16 protein-coding genes and 2 pseudogenes are annotated in these 15,191 nt (G+C 35.0%); 13 read left to right on the top strand and 5 right to left on the bottom strand.

Going from position 1 to position 15,191, the window contains the following annotated elements; translation table 11 throughout:
* Positions 1-140 precede the first annotated feature (140 nt).
* The 4 genes and pseudogenes from ACLHDF_RS02275 to ACLHDF_RS02260 all read left to right on the top strand — a co-directional run bounded on the left by ACLHDF_RS02275 (position 141) and on the right by ACLHDF_RS02260 (position 2,908).
* Positions 141-1,309: pseudogene (locus ACLHDF_RS02275) on the top strand (DNA polymerase thumb domain-containing protein).
* Positions 1,310-1,432: 123 nt separating this feature from the next.
* Complete coding sequence (locus ACLHDF_RS02270) at positions 1,433-1,579, top strand: YolD-like family protein (RefSeq protein WP_413917414.1); 147 nt, start codon at positions 1,433-1,435, stop codon at positions 1,577-1,579.
* Between the two features lie 124 nt (positions 1,580-1,703).
* Complete coding sequence (locus ACLHDF_RS02265; RefSeq protein WP_413917413.1) at positions 1,704-2,075, top strand: iron chaperone; 372 nt, start codon at positions 1,704-1,706, stop codon at positions 2,073-2,075.
* A gap of 125 nt (positions 2,076-2,200) precedes the next feature.
* Positions 2,201-2,908 carry a DNA alkylation repair protein gene (locus tag ACLHDF_RS02260; RefSeq protein ID WP_413918247.1) on the top strand — a complete coding sequence of 236 codons (708 nt, stop codon included), beginning with the start codon at positions 2,201-2,203 and terminating at the stop codon, positions 2,906-2,908.
* Positions 2,909-3,171: 263 nt separating this feature from the next.
* Here ACLHDF_RS02260 and ACLHDF_RS02255 read toward each other — a convergent pair whose 3' ends face one another.
* Positions 3,172-4,152 carry an aldo/keto reductase gene (locus ACLHDF_RS02255; protein ID WP_413917412.1) on the bottom strand — a complete coding sequence of 327 codons (981 nt, stop codon included), beginning with the start codon at positions 4,150-4,152 and terminating at the stop codon, positions 3,172-3,174.
* 190 nt (positions 4,153-4,342) lie between these two features.
* Between ACLHDF_RS02255 and ACLHDF_RS02250 the strand changes: the two genes are divergently transcribed.
* Positions 4,343-5,245 (top strand): AraC family transcriptional regulator N-terminal domain-containing protein, encoded by a 903-nt coding sequence (locus ACLHDF_RS02250; protein ID WP_413917411.1) that lies wholly within the window; start codon positions 4,343-4,345, stop codon positions 5,243-5,245.
* A gap of 181 nt (positions 5,246-5,426) precedes the next feature.
* Positions 5,427-5,738, top strand: coding sequence for a hypothetical protein (locus ACLHDF_RS02245; RefSeq protein ID WP_413917410.1), 312 nt, complete (start codon positions 5,427-5,429; stop codon positions 5,736-5,738).
* Positions 5,739-6,056: 318 nt separating this feature from the next.
* Here the strand turns inward: ACLHDF_RS02245 and ACLHDF_RS02240 are convergent, their stop codons facing one another.
* Complete coding sequence (locus tag ACLHDF_RS02240; RefSeq protein ID WP_413917409.1) at positions 6,057-6,632, bottom strand: general stress protein; 576 nt, start codon at positions 6,630-6,632, stop codon at positions 6,057-6,059.
* A 175-nt stretch (positions 6,633-6,807) separates the two neighbouring features.
* Between ACLHDF_RS02240 and gsiB the strand changes: the two are divergent.
* From gsiB to ACLHDF_RS02215, 5 genes and pseudogenes are all read left to right on the top strand, one after another.
* A pseudogene (gene gsiB / locus ACLHDF_RS02235) lies at positions 6,808-7,005 on the top strand (glucose starvation-inducible protein GsiB); the annotation flags it as partial.
* 97 nt (positions 7,006-7,102) lie between these two features.
* Positions 7,103-7,300, top strand: a complete 198-nt coding sequence (locus ACLHDF_RS02230) for a spore coat protein (RefSeq protein ID WP_413917408.1) — start codon at positions 7,103-7,105, stop codon at positions 7,298-7,300.
* Positions 7,301-7,317: 17 nt separating this feature from the next.
* Entirely contained in the window at positions 7,318-7,608 is a 291-nt protein-coding gene (locus ACLHDF_RS02225) for a spore coat protein (protein WP_413917407.1), read from the top strand.
* Positions 7,609-7,933: 325 nt separating this feature from the next.
* Positions 7,934-8,104, top strand: a complete 171-nt coding sequence (locus ACLHDF_RS02220) for a hypothetical protein (protein ID WP_413917406.1) — start codon at positions 7,934-7,936, stop codon at positions 8,102-8,104.
* A gap of 579 nt (positions 8,105-8,683) precedes the next feature.
* Positions 8,684-8,893, top strand: coding sequence for an alpha/beta-type small acid-soluble spore protein (locus ACLHDF_RS02215; protein WP_013084404.1), 210 nt, complete (start codon positions 8,684-8,686; stop codon positions 8,891-8,893).
* 142 nt (positions 8,894-9,035) lie between these two features.
* Here ACLHDF_RS02215 and ACLHDF_RS02210 read toward each other — a convergent pair whose 3' ends face one another.
* Entirely contained in the window at positions 9,036-9,710 is a 675-nt protein-coding gene (locus ACLHDF_RS02210; protein WP_413917405.1) for an SOS response-associated peptidase, read from the bottom strand.
* Between the two features lie 221 nt (positions 9,711-9,931).
* Positions 9,932-10,486 carry a helix-turn-helix domain-containing protein gene (locus ACLHDF_RS02205; RefSeq protein WP_413917404.1) on the bottom strand — a complete coding sequence of 185 codons (555 nt, stop codon included), beginning with the start codon at positions 10,484-10,486 and terminating at the stop codon, positions 9,932-9,934.
* A gap of 113 nt (positions 10,487-10,599) precedes the next feature.
* Here ACLHDF_RS02205 and ACLHDF_RS02200 point away from each other — a divergent pair, with 113 nt between their 5' ends.
* Positions 10,600-11,184 (top strand): LysE family transporter, encoded by a 585-nt coding sequence (locus ACLHDF_RS02200; RefSeq protein ID WP_413917403.1) that lies wholly within the window; start codon positions 10,600-10,602, stop codon positions 11,182-11,184.
* A 428-nt stretch (positions 11,185-11,612) separates the two neighbouring features.
* On the opposite strand, the gene brnQ is transcribed toward ACLHDF_RS02200, so the two are convergent.
* The gene (brnQ, locus tag ACLHDF_RS02195) at positions 11,613-12,965 is read right to left on the bottom strand and encodes a branched-chain amino acid transport system II carrier protein (RefSeq protein ID WP_413917402.1); all 1,353 of its coding nucleotides are present in this window, start codon (positions 12,963-12,965) and stop codon (positions 11,613-11,615) included.
* A gap of 732 nt (positions 12,966-13,697) precedes the next feature.
* Between brnQ and ACLHDF_RS02190 the strand changes: the two genes are divergently transcribed.
* On the top strand, positions 13,698-14,576 hold the full coding sequence (locus ACLHDF_RS02190; protein WP_413917401.1) for a YitT family protein: 879 nt from the start codon (positions 13,698-13,700) through the stop codon (positions 14,574-14,576).
* The last annotated feature ends 615 nt before the right edge of the window (positions 14,577-15,191 follow it).

Raw genomic sequence — 15,191 nt, 5'->3', positions numbered from 1 at the left:
TGTATAATAGGGAACAAACGTTCTTTTTATAAGGAGTATTTTCAATGAATGATGGGTAACTACCAAACAGAGTCATTATTTGTATCGACATGAAAGCGTTCTTTGCTTCGGTTTCCTCTGTCATATGAGGGTTAGATCCGCTGAAGACAAAGCTTGCAGTTGTAGGAGATATTAAACGTCGGGATCTGTTGTGTTGGCTGCCGCACCTTTATTAAAGAAAGAAGGGATCAAAACAGGAAGTCGTCTTTTCGACATTCCTAAAAGGAAAGATATCCATGTAGTGAATCCAGCCATGGAGAGGTATATCAAGGCTTCGGACTATATTTCGAGTTTGGTGTTACAGTATGTGGCTCCTGAAGATTTTCATGCGTATAGCATTGATGAGTTGTTTATTGATGCGACAGCTTCTTTGCATTTATTCGCTGAAACACCAGAAGAATTAGCTCATAAAATCATTAATGAGATTTATCGCAAAACACGGCTGACAGCTACCGCAGGAATCGGCCCTAATCTCTTACTGGCTAAGGTTAGCTTAGAACATGAGACCAAGAATAGCCCAACAAGGGTTGCGTATTGGCGATATGAGGATATTCCCTTTAAGTTGTGGTCCATTCATCCGATGAAGGATTTCTGGGGAATCTCGTCAGCTACGGAAAGACGCCTAAACCGTTTAGGCATTCATCCCATAAAAGAACTCGCTCTTTCTTCGAAGGAAATCTTACAAAAAGAATTTGGCATCATGGGGGAAGAATTGCACCAACATGCGAATGGGGTTGATTTTAGTCGCATTTCAGATGTGTACATTCCTAGTTCTCATTCCTTTGGAAAAAGTCAAATTCTATTTCGGGATTATACAAACCGAAAAGAAGTGAAGTTATTGTTGTTAGAACTTTTGGACAATGTGTGTTTTCGTTTACGCATGCATCAAGTGGTGGCTCAAACGGTCCATTTATCGATTGGCTACAGCAAACAAGCAGGTGGAGGCTTCTCAAGACAAAAGAAAATGGGACGAGCTTCGAACTTAAGCCAGGATATCTTTCCATATTGTTTAAACATTTTACATACATTTGATAAGGGCATGCCTATTCCTTCTATTGGGATTTCACTATCGAACACAAGTATTCAAGAAGAAGAGCAAATGAGCTTATTTGAGGATATTGATCAGCGTGAAAGAGCCTATGCTCTTGCGAAAACGATTGATGAAATCCGGATGCGTTATGGAAAGAATAGTTTACTACGGGCTTCAAGCTACCTGGATCACTCAACAGCTCGTTATCGAAATGGCTTAATTGGAGGTCATAAAAAGTAAGGAGGATGATAATATGAAAAAATGGCGCCCGCCCATTTGCCAGTATGCCAGAGCAACACATTGGATTACAGGAAGTCATAAACAAGCAACTGGAAGCAGCTAAGCCTTTTAACAGAAGAGAAAATGGAACAGATTAATTTCACCTTAATTGAAGCCTTACATACAAATAAACAAGTGTACCTTACATATTATAAGCAAGGCCAATGCATAACAGAGACAGGGTTCATTCAGCTTGTTGATTCGCTGGGGGGAACTATTTATTTTCATTGATGACGTATTTGAATTTAAAAATAAAATGATATTGAGTGAACCTATTGGTATTGGATTCATGTAAAATTAGAGTAGAATGAAAAACTGTACCGTTCAAAATATTTTTATTCTAGGAGGAAATGGCATGGAAGTTTTGGCAGAATATTTGGCGCATATTGATAACCCTAACCACCGCGACCGAACAGAGGAAGTTTTGGCCTGGGTTGCTACTAATTTTCCGAATTTAAAACCGCAAATTAAGTGGAATACACCAATGTTTACCGATCACGATACATTTATCATTGGCTTTTCCACAGCCAAGCATCATTTGAGCGTTTCACCTGAAGAAGTAGGTATTGCTCAGTTTGCTGATGACATTGCCCAGGCTGAATACAGCGCTACAAAAGGCTTGTTCCGAATTCCATGGACTGATTCGGTAAACTATGAATTACTTAAGAAAATGATCGAGTTCAATATTTTAGATAAAAAAGACTGTTCAACTTTTTGGCGAAGATAAAAAAACAAATGAGGAAGAGTAAACTGATGCCCAAGTAGCTTAGAAATCGTAAGGTGAAGTAGAAGCCCGATTAAAAGGAAAAAGTGCTCCAATTTATGAGTGGTAGAGGAGGAGAGTGTAAAATGATGAATTTCGAAATGGTTATGAAAGAACTTGAAGCACTCGGTACGGAACGAGCTAAAAAGACTTACATAAACAATGGTGCACACGAGCCACTTTTTGGAGTGGCGACGGGCAAAATGAAGCCCATTGCAAAGAAAATCAAAAAAAACCAGCCTTTAGCCGATCAGCTTTATGCCTCTGGTAACTACGATGCTATGTATTTTGCTGGTGTCATTGCAGACCCAACAAGGATGACCGAGGAGAATTTCGAGCGTTGGATAGATGCAGCGTATTTTTACATGCTGTCTGATTATGTAGTTGCAGTAACTTTGGCGGAAACCGATTTTGCGCAAGTTGTTGCTGATAAATGGATTGCAAGCGGTCAAGAACTTAAAATGTCAGCGGGCTGGAGCTGTTACTGTTGGCTTTTGGGTAATCGTCCGGATGATGAATTTAGTACAACTAAAATTTCCAATATGCTTGACCAAGTGGAAAATACGATTCACGCTTCTCCAAATCGAACGAAATCAGCTATGAATAATTTTATCTATACAGTCGGAATCTCATATTTGCCACTTCATGATAAGGCGATTGAAATTGCAAAGGCAGTAGGTCCAGTGGAAGTTAAGAGGGACAAGAAAAAAAGTAGTATTCTTCTTGCTTCTGAAACTATTCAAAAGGAGATAGATAGAGGTCGGATTGGTTTCAAACGCAAATACGTAAGGTGTTAGCATAATTTGTAGTGTCGCTACACTAACTGAGACAAGGTGATAAAGTATTCGGATGATTAATAATAGCCTAAGAAAGAATAATATGCCAAGGGCTTCACGTTATTCTGATCATTCAACACCTTGTTATCGAAACGGTATTGTAAGAGGTTATAAAGCCTAACGGAGAAGATTTTATGGGCAGTATTAAAAAAACGTTAGAAATGACTCCCTTCACTTCCTGCATAAGGAAATGAGGGAGTGCCTTATAAAAAGCTTTCACATTACTAATTATGACCAACTATTGGGTGTGGTACATAGGGCTCTTCAAGAAACGCAATTTCTTCAGGTGCCAGCTTAATCGATAAAGCACCTACAGCATCTTCAAGATGTGATAGTTTCGTAGCACCAATTATAGGAGCTGCTACTAGTTCTTTCTGTAGTAACCAGGCAAGTGCGATGTGTGTACGAGGAATACCATGTTTTTCTGCGATGAATGCTACTCGTTCCACAACCAATCGATCTGCGTCCGCAGTCGCATCGTATTTAGATTTTTGAATTTGATCTGTCTCGGAACGATGTGTTATTACTGACCAGTCACGTGTTAATCTTCCTGATGCGAGAGGGCTATATGGGGTGACGCCAATTTTCTCTTCCTTACAAAGGGGTAACATTTCTCGTTCCTCTTCACGGTATAGTAGATTTAAATGGTTCTGCATGGACACAAACTTAGTCCAACCATTTTTTTCAGCCACATGTAATGCCTTTTGGAACTGCCAAGCGTACATGGCAGAAGCACCAATATATCTTGCTTTTCCGGCCTTCACTACGTCATGTAATGCTTCCATCGTTTCTTCAATAGGGGTATTGTAATCCCAACGATGAATGATATAAAGATCTACATAATCAGTTTCCAACCTCTTAAGACTCTTATCGATTTCACTTATAATTGCTTTTCGGGAAAGACCAGAGCCGTTTGGACCTCGATGCATTTGTCCGTGTACTTTAGTTGCTATTACAACCTCATCACGATTAGCATAATCCTTAAGAGCTCGTCCAAGATATTCCTCGCTTGTACCCAGTGAGTATACATTTGCTGTATCAAAAAAATTAATCCCTAAGTCGAGGGCTTTTTTTATAACTGGGCGAGAGTCCTCTTCATTAAGCACCCATTGATGAAGCCATTTGTTAGCATCCCCAAAACCCATACATCCAAGACAAAGTCGAGATACATCTAAGCCTGTATTACCAAGTTTTACATATTCCATTTAACTGCTCCCTCTCTCTTAGTTATTTGTCACATTTATCGTGACTTATTTACAATTAATTATGTCATAAATAATAAAGAAACCCTTAGCACATTACTACCAAGTTTTTGCCTAATCCTCTCAAATCCTCTTACTCAATCAATGGATATCAGATATAATGAACCGAAAATGAGGAAAAGGAGAATCAGTTATGACTAAGAAATTCTACAAACAGCAATATGAGCTTGCTAAACTCATTGAACGCCTTTCAAAGCAGGACGGTGTTCACTCTACCACTATTCCATCTTTATTTCTCATCCGTGAATCCATTATTACTGAACCAATTTCAAGAGTTAACGAGCCATCTTTTTGCATGATACTCCAAGGAGAGAAGGAAGTATTAGTGGGAGAGGAACGTTTTTTATACGGGCCTGGTCATTATATTGTGGCATCCGTTGATTTGCCAGTTACAGGTCAAGTCATTAAAGCCTCAGCTGTGTCCCCATATTTAGCCATCAAATTTGAATTTACCTCTAGTCAAATTTTAGAGGTTTTAAATGGCACAGGTATTAAAACGGGGCAGGGAAAGAGCTCAAAACGAGCTATGTATATTAGCAAAGTAGAGCCATCTTTGTTGGACGCAGTAGTAAGGTTAGCATCTTTGCTAGACACTCCAAAACATATCCCTGTTCTTGCTCCATTATTAAAAAAAGAAATTCTTTATTGGATTTTGCAAGGTCCACATGGCGAAGCGCTTGAACAAATGGCAATAGAAGGTAGCAATGCCTCTAGAATAAGAGAGGTTATAGATCATATCATCAATAATTATGAAGAGTCTTTTCGTATTGAAGAGCTTGCTGAAATAGCGAATATGAGTGTTTCATCACTACACCGACATTTTAAAGAGGTGACAGCAATGAGTCCTATTCAGTTTCAAAAACAACTGAGGTTGCAGGAAGCGAGGCGCTTGTTATTAGCAGAGTCAACAGATATAGCTTATGTCGCGTTCAAGGTGGGATACGAAAGTCAATCGCAATTCAGTCGAGAATATTCCCGAATGTTTGGCTTACCACCCAGAGTAGATATAAGCCGAATGAGAGAAAACTACGTTTAAATGAAGAAGGATTGTAGGTTGCGTATTGGATCTTTTGTGCAAAATTAGTTCTAAACTTTTACTACTCATTAATTTATAATAAAAAGGGGAAAATCACGTCTTATTTTTTCCTTCATTGGAGTATATTGGAGATATAATGCGTAGATAATCTAAAATTAGTTTTCTTGGGGGAGAAACAACGATGAATCCTACATACAACCATTTAAAAGATACAAAAAAAGAAGAAGGACAAAAAGAGGTACTTGAAAGAAGCCTTGAAGCTCATAGAAATAGAAGATGGGTAATCAACGCCGTTTACGCTATGTTCCTACTTATAGTCATACTGTGTTTCTATTTTCACGTACGACAAGCTGCAATTATTACTGTAATCTTATTTTGCATATGTACAACTAGCGAAATACTATATAGAGCGTTAGATAAAAAAATAGAGCTACGCTTAAAACGGGTTAAACAGGAGAAGAGAAAGAGCATATTTAAAGGAAATAAGTCCTAACAGCTTTTCTACAGGTTTCAGATGTTTTTTCACATAGAAATGAAAAGGAAAGAAGGGTATGAATGCCTCATCTCTTAAGCTATATTTTTAGACGAAATCTAAAGATAAAAGAGGTAGCCTTGTGCGCAGAATAAAGAGAAAAAGCAGTCCTTTAAATGTATAAGGACTGCTTTTCTAATTGTGATAATAAGTGTCATAGATAATGTTGAAAGTACTTCCATTAAAATAACACAACGTTTAGCATTTAATTTACTCCTTTTGTTCAAAACCCGTTTATTTAACGCTTAATAATCCGCCAAGATAAGCTTACCTTAGTTTTTAAAATCCTCTTTCTCTTTCTGTTCCTACATGCAATTGTTCTTCTTTTAGCTCGTTACGATCTTCTGCACTTGTTGGTACATTTTTTCCATGTTCACGATGTTCTCCATATAATGATTTCTCATAAATGGAGTCGCCTTTCTCAAAAGGAGAGTCCTCTCTCTTTTCTAAGAAAGAATTTGTTTTTCTGTCGCTATTAGCTCTTACTAACAATAACACTTTTCCTTCTTGCAGATCATCTGCATAAGGCTCGGCTTGAGTAACAGGAACGCCTAAGTTAATTAAACGTCTTTCTACTTTTTCTTTATCTCTATGATTACCTTTATGCTGCTCTGGGGAAAACACATGTTTAATCTTATCCATAATCGATTCATCTTGACGGCTCTGTTTCGTTGTTTCAACCTTTTTTACGTCAATTCCTTCTTTGCTTTCTACTTCTAAATAATCCTCTTCGTCTATGTCTTTACTTGTTACTAAAGAAAGGTCCTCCTCTTGAAATCCCTGTGTTTTTAAATTTTGAATAGCTGTGATAACAGCTTCTTCATTTTCATACGCGCCTATCACGTTCTTTGTCATGAGTAGTTCCTCCTTTTATTATAGAGAATGTTTTATATGAATCGATTCATTTATGTTATTTTTAATACCACAATTCCTTTTTCTGAAACGTTCAAAAAATTAATTAATTGGTGTTTAAATGGAAATGAGCTGGGAATATAATTCACAAGTTAAAAAAATTAAGGAGGAATCAAGCATGGAAAAGAATAAACAAAATGAAAAAATGAGTAGAGAGGAAGCTGGACGAAAAGGTGGAGAAACTACTTCGAAAAATCATGACAAGGAATTTTTCCAAGAGATTGGAGAAAAGGGTGGAAAAGCTACATCTAAGAATCATAACAAAGAGTTTTTTCAGGAAATTGGTGAAAAAGGCGGAAAAGCTTCCAGCAAAAATTCTAACAATTAATCAGTCTGCAAAGAAAGTTTATCTAGGTGCTGCTTTGTACGCATAATTTCTGCAAATACAAATGATGACAAGGAGGAATTGGGCCATGACCAAAAAATTAGCCATGCATGAGACGTTAGAAGTTCATGAAATCTTAACGCTCAAGACGTCGTGTGTAACGAAAGGGACAGCTATGCTGGAATTAGTAGAGGATAAAAACTTAAAAAAGATTCTTGAAGAGGATGTCCAAACATCTACTGAAGCAATTAATGAATTACAAAAAATCTTAAAAAAAGCTCAGTAAATAGGAGGAAACGAAGAATGGCTACTAAAAGTACTCTTACTAAAACATTAGATGATCTTACTATTGCAACAGATTTATTACTATCGGCTAAAAACGGTGTACGAACATATGCAGTAGCGCTTACGGAAACTGCAACACCAGAAGTGCGCAAGGTATTGAAAAAGCAATTAGATGAGACTATTGAACTTCATGGGAAAATTGCTCAATATATGATTGATAATGAAATGTACCATGCCTATGATGTTGAAGAACAAGTAAATCACGATTTGAAAAAGGCAGATAAAGCATTAGATTTAGCGAAAGGTTAAAAATACTCTCCCAGTAATGGGAGAGTATTTTTTACGTAAGATCCAATTTGACATTGAATTTTCTATTGATAGAAGGTTGATATATAAAATCAAAAGCCGGCTTTATAGCCTATAACTAGAGCTATGCCTTTCAAAAACGAGAAAAATCATTAGTTACTGTTTATTTCGTTAGGACTAACACATTTCTAGTCGTTGAAGTGAGCGCGTGAAGCAAATTTATTGTTACTTTTATGATTTATTTTCAAGATGTATTCTTTTCTCACCTAATTAATGACCGAATAATTGCTTCTTAAATAGAGAAAAATAAGAAAAAAAGAGGTGCGACATGAAAGAAAAAAAAGAACCACAATTCAGAAGTGGTGAGCTAGAAAATGCGAAACTGAAAGGCTATTATGGAATGGATCCTGAAACTAGTCTTCAATCTGTTAATTTTGCCACGACAGAGAACCCATACTTAAATGAGCATTACCAGGAAGATTCTAAAGAAAATGAATAAACGTTAAAGAAAATAAGTGGGCTTTATTTCTTTTCTGGAGTTACACATTTTTATTAAGTTGACAATAGAAGAAGATGCAGATATCGTGTTTCAATTTTCCTTATTGTAACTTCTGCACCATTCTTACTCAACACATAGACACTATAAAAAGCCACTTGTTTAAAACAAGTGGCTTTTTGCTACGTTGAATACATTACATCATTCACGTATTACTCTATTACTCCCATCACTATTATATAGTTGATTAAGAATACAATATTAGCCCTCTATATTTTATAACCTTGTTTGCTCAACTAGACATCTTCTTCGTTATTCATATGGGCATATGTTATTTTTATTTAAAAATAGAACTTTAAACAAAAAAAGGGATGACAGCTTTAACTGTCATCCCTTTTCCTACACATGGCAAGTGTATAGATTTTATAACAAGGAAATGAAACATGTAATTTCACTTTTTACAGCGTAATTGTTTCTTCCTTTTATTATAGTTATGGGTTAAGAAACTATACATCCATCATTTACCATGTATACACCTCTCCTATAATAGGAAACTTAAAAGAAACAAGGAGGTGACACAACATGGCAAACAACAAAAGCAGCAACAACAACGAATTATTAGTATACGGGGCTGAACAAGCAATCGATCAAATGAAATATGAAATCGCGAGCGAATTTGGTGTAAACCTTGGTGCTGACACAACTGCACGTGCAAACGGATCAGTAGGTGGCGAAATCACAAAGCGTCTTGTACAAATGGCTGAGCAACAACTTGGCGGCGGACGTTTCTAAGACAACTTTATAACGTGATGGCTAAAGGAAGAATGGGAAACCATTCTTCCTTTTTTCCATGAGTGAAAAAACTTAACCATTCTGGCTTATGGTCTTGTTTTCCAGAGAATCTCATTCTTCTGTAATTGATACGCGTAGAGTCTTACAAGCTGTTAATGGGAGATAAACACTCTTCCACATCGTTTTTCGGCGAATTAACTAGTGGAGAAACAGGGTATGACTTCATTTTTTCTGCTGGAAAAGGAATAAGCAATGATTTAAGATATTCTGTATCATTCATTTTCGCATCTATCCATAAATCATATGCATCTTCTTCAAGAATCACAGGCATTCTATTGTGAACTTCTTGGGTCATTTCATTGGGAATTGTGGTTATAATTGTGCAAGAATAAAGAGGTTCACCATCTTTATCCCACTGATCCCAAAGTCCAGCAAACGCAAACGGTCTATCATCTTTCATCATAAAGCGAAAAGGCTGCTTTTTCTTCTCTTCTTTTTTCCATTCATAAAATCCATCTGATAAAATTAGACATCTTTTACGTTTAAAAGGGGTCTTAAAACTTGGCTTTTCATCGATACCTTCAGCACGTGCATTGATCATCTTATATCCAATTTTGATATCATTAGACCAGTAAGGCACTAATCCCCACTTCATCATTGTTCCAATTCTTTTTTCTCCATCAGATCCTATAGTTAAAATTTGTTGGGAGGGAGCTACATTAAACCTCGGATTAATCGTTATTTCATTGCTCCATTCAAAGTTAAACTGTTCTTGAAGAACGGATATATCTGTCGCTAAAGAGAATCTTCCACACATATTCTCACCTCTTATTTGTTTTACAAGCGTCTTTGGCAAACGAAATTTCCGTAGGCTGTTCTAATGAAAAAAGAAAGCTGCTTATATGAAAGCAATATACCCGTTTTCCTCTTAAATATGTACTGAAAGAACTTTATACGAGATGTTTTGCTTTCTCTAATGGTATCGTTACTCTACTGGACATCCCCCGATTTCTAATCTATTTCATTAGTTGTATCAATTTAAACGGGATAATATATAATCATACTTAATCTAGTTAATGTTTTTCCCCGATTATAATAAGAATGAGCTCTATCAGCTTTGAACCTAATAGCGTTTCCACTCTTTACTGTATATTCGTTGCTATTTACACGTATAGTGAGTTCTCCTTCAAAGACAGTTATGAACTCTTCCGTTCCTTCTCTATGCGAATTAGCCTCTACAGATCCTCCTTCTTCTATCTCTATAGAATAAACTTCAAAGCGTCTATCGTCCTCAAAAGGAAAATAAGGATAAACCCGATATTTCCCGTTGTCTTCAGATAATATTTGAATTTCATCTTTTGAAATGACTTTTGTATCCGGCTGCGGATCATCTATTAATGAAGTAAAGGGGATTTTTAATCCATTGGCTATTTTCCAAATGGTTGTAATTGTAGGGCTTGATTCTCCTCTTTCAATTTGTCCAATCATAGTCTTGCTTACTCCAGTTAATTCTGAGACTCTTTCGAGACTTAATTTTTTACTTTCTCTAAATCCCTTCAAATTTTTAGCGATAATAAGATTTATGTCCTCCATAATTACACTCCTAAAGCTATGTACAATATAACGACTGTGTTGTAAAATAAAAAACACGACGTTATATTGTCCTTTTCGAACATTATAATATACATATTAGAGGAGGTTCAAATATGCCAGTATTATCATTCTTGCTATATGTCTTTGTAACCAGTTTTACCCCTGGTCCTAATAATATTATGGCCATGTTATTCGCTAACAAATATGGTTTGAAAAAGACATTAAAGTTTTGTGTAGGAGTAGGGGCAGGTTTCCTTATAGTCATGTTGTTGTGTAGTTATCTTAATCTTTTGCTCAAAAATTTCATACCACAAATTGAATTCTTTATGACTATCCTAGGGGCAGGTTATATGATGTATCTAGCGATAAAAATTATTCGTAGTAGAGGTGATAAGGAAAATAACAATGAGGACCGGAACAACAGTTTTTTCATGGGGATGCTTTTACAATTTATAAATCCAAAAGGCATTTTATATGGTATAACAGCTATAGCAACCTTCATCCTTCCATATCACAATTCAAACTTTAGTTTACTAATGTATTCGCTATTTCTAGCTTTTATTGGCTTTATGAGTACGTTTTGTTGGAGTTTATTTGGTTCATTTTTTCAAAAATTCCTCTCAAAGTATAGAAATCAATTTAATATAGTTATGGCTTTATTATTAATGTATAGTGCAGTCTCAATTCTTATAAAATAAGTTTCTGATTTATATTAAAAATAAAGTTTAATCTTGGAAGAATTTTAACGTTGTAAATGTCTATTTCGTTAAAGAGTCAGGGTTACGCAAAATAATAACACCCTATCGGTCGTTATAGCGTACATTTTGTGCTTTATTATAATTCTAGTAGGAGAGAAGAGGGGTTCCTTTTCTTTTTTATTTTTCAAGTAAACGGGGCAAGCTTACTGCAGTAGCTACATAGTATCTAAAGGATTTTGACTTCATTACCTAATTGGTATCTATTTGGTAGCATAATACATTAACATTTGTATAATTAAAGCCACCCTGAAAGGGTGGCTTTTTAGAAGAATTTTAGGTTTTTAAGTCCAAATAATAGGTTAATATTGACTTATAGAGCGACTGAAGAGTGTAGAAATATGCATAGCTCTCAGTGAATTAAAGTGAAATTATTTATTTAACCTTGTTGATTTAGAAGTGAACTGCTCTTTATTTTTAAACATGTTAACTCCATAACCTGCAAGACCTCCTATAAGTGCAGGGAATATCCAGCCTAATCCAATATGGTAAAGAGGAAGGTAGTAAGCAAATAATTGATCAATACCAGGGATGTGTAAGCCAAAATCATTTAATCCATCTACTAGGCTTACAACGAATGTTAAGAATAGGCTACCCTGGTATACTTCAGCATGTCCTTTAAATAAAGAATGAAAGAAAGTCAAAAAGATTAGAACAATTGCTAATGGATAGAGAACTGTTAAAACAGGTACTGAAAAAGAAATTAATTGATTTAATCCAACGTTTGCGATGATTGCGCTAAATACAGATAAGCTAATCGCAATTTTCTTATAAGAAATAGACGGTAATAATTTATGGAAATAAGAAGAGCATGAAGTAATAAGCCCTACGCTAGTTGTCAGACAAGCTACTGTGATCATTAAGCCTAGTAGTACTCCGCCATATTCTCCAAAATAATAATCAGATACTTTTGCTAGCACCGCACCTCCGTTATCTAAATGTCCAAGCTTTTCTACACTTGAAGCGCCCATATATGAAAGGGCAGAATAGATAGTTGCGAGAATAACAGCGGCAATTCCCGTAGCTTTTAGGCAAACAGTTATAATTTGTTTCTTTGTTTTAGCGCCTTTCTCTTTAATTGCATTAATAATAATAATTCCGAAAACGAAAGATGCAAGAGTATCCATTGTTAGGTATCCTTCTTGAAATCCATTAAAAAAAGAGTTTGTCATATATTTTTCTGTAGGTGCTTGAAATTTTCCAATAGGATGAATAAAAGCTACTAGAACTAGAATTCCAATGAATGTTAATTTAATTGGTGTTAAGAATTTTCCGACAATATCGACAATTTTCGCCGGATTGAGAGAAAAAAAGCATGTAATACTGAAAAATATAATGGTAAATACGAGTAAAGCTATAGAACTAGAGCCTTCAGAAATAAAAGGTTTAAGTCCGATTTCAAAAGAGACGTTACCTGTTCGTGGGATAGCAAATAAAGGCCCAATAGCTAGATAAAGAACAGTTGTAAATAATAAACCAAAGATAGGATGTACGCGACTTGCTAATGATTGTAAATCTTCCTTTCCGGAAAATCCAAAAGCTAGTACACCAAGTAAGGGTAAACCTACTCCAGTAACTAAAAAACCTGCATTTGCTGACCAGATATTTACTCCAGCTGACTGACCAAGCATAGCGGGGAATATTAAATTTCCAGCTCCAAAAAATAATGCAAATAACATTAAACCAATGATTACTACAAAGGAAAACGGTACTTTGTTTGACACGGTGAAACCCCCATTAATAATATTCTTTGTAAAAAATTAAATTTTCAGACATCTTACATTACAAATAACTTATCTTTTTTTGTATTATAAACAGTCAAATTACATATTTCAATATAAAAAATAAACTTTTTTGAAAAAATTTAAAAAATTATTAATTTTCCGTTCGTTACCCATTATTAAAATAAAGATAATATTACAAACCAAGATTTTTATTCAAAACGCGTACATTAAGTATTTCGATAACAAAAATTTTAAATAAAATCATAAATCGTATTCAAAACGCGTATATTATCCTTTTAATTGATTTGATTGAATAATATGTAAGTAAGTCAAGAAAGTTTATAAATATAGTAATGCGAAACTTATAAAGCTTTTTAATGTGAACTAAACATCTAAAGAAGATCTATATATAATTTCTATAAAAAAGATTACAAAAGAAAAAGATTCCCTTTCTCTTTTTTTATTTAATCTTGTTTCTTTCCTTTCTAGAACTTGAAACATACAATTTACAATGCTGCTGTGATGGATTCTTGATATTTATACTTCGATTTGTTGTCTAGCTTATAAGATATAAGGCCAACGAGGCCAATTAAGGTGACTTAACACTAAAATTTTTTCAATTTACTATAGAAAAGCATAAAAGCATAAAAACAAACAAGCGTTAATTGGCTTCATTGCTAGAAATTTATTTAAGACTTATAATCTCTTAATAATAGAAAGGAGAAAAATTTTATGAACCATTTTAAGTATTACATATTTTTGTTAGTAGGTACGTTTATTATTGCTTTATCCTTTACTTTATTACAAAATCCCAATCAAATTGCCTCTGGCGGTTTGACAGGTGCAGCTCTTATTCTTGGTTCCATATTTCATGTCCCTACAGTTATTGTTTTATGGGTAATCACGTTGGTTTTATTGGTGACATGTTGTTCTTTTTTAGGCGTGCGGTCTATTATAAAGTCGGTGATTGGTTCTTTATCAATTCCCTTTTTTGTTTACCTCACGAGTGAATTACCTCCCCTTACAAACGATCCTCTATTAGCCTCTATATACGGTGGAGTAGGGGTGGGAATAGGATTAGGTTTGGTATTTAGAGTGGGTGGGAATACCGGTGGCTTTACTTTAATTGCTCAGATTTTACATAAGCTGAAATCCGTTAAGCACAGTAAATCCATATTGATTATGGATGCAACTGTGATGATTGCAGGAGGACTTATTTTTTCGCCTGAAAAAGCCTTGTACGCTCTAATTGGAGCATTTTTGACGCGAAAGACGATGGATATTATTTATGGGAAAAGTAAAGAATTCAAAGTAGCATATATCATATCGTCTAAGGAATTTGAAGGAAGAATATCCGAGTCTGTCCTGCATGAATTAGATAGAGGTCTAACAAAATTATCGGGAGCAGGAGGTTATACAAACAATGAAAGAATTATTATGATGACGGTCCTAGATTCCTTAAGAATAAATGACCTTAGATCTATGGTACAAAAAATTGACCCTGGTGCGTTTATCATTTTTTGTGAGGCGAATGAGGTGTTTGGTGAAGGATTTACTCAACCTTTTCAGCCTGCCTCTAGTAAAAAAACGATTTCTTCTAGTACCATTTAGAATGGAGAAAGCCTATATGTGTCGAAGTTATACTAAATAGAAGAAAATCGTCAAAAAGAAGCCTTTGCAGAAACAGCAGAGGCTTTAGTACTATACTTGAGCAGGAAGCCCATTTATAATCTGTTTTTGCACATTAGTATTAAGCATCAGGACATGTTTTTACCGAGATTATAAAAGAAGATTTTGGTGTTAAGTTTATATAAAATTTATTTCTTCACAACATCATGATCGATTTAACGAATTTGATTTTCGAGAAGCAGAATCCCTCTCAAAAAGCGAATACCCGCTAAATAAAAAGAGAGCAGCATTTGACCAAAATATAGGAAAGAAGCCAATGATGGACCCAAGGGAACCAAATAAAATTGGAACAAAAAATTGTACCGATATCGGTTCATAACTAAATTGTCTTGTGTAAGGTATAAATATTTATTTTCAATTTGAGGTAATACGCTTGTCGGAGTCGCTGCTAGCTCCTTCATAACAAAACGGTACATTAACCATCTTTTTGAATGGTTTACAATCAATTAAAGGAAAAGGTTTTCCTTAAAATGATTAATTTTATAAGAAATAAAATTAATCTGTGTTTAAAAGTGAACCAATATACTGATGGTTAAT

The organism is Priestia megaterium (assembly GCF_046599315.1).
GTDB classification, from domain to species: domain Bacteria; phylum Bacillota; class Bacilli; order Bacillales; family Bacillaceae_H; genus Priestia; species Priestia megaterium_F.
This window is presented reverse-complemented; position numbering and strand designations above follow the sequence as displayed.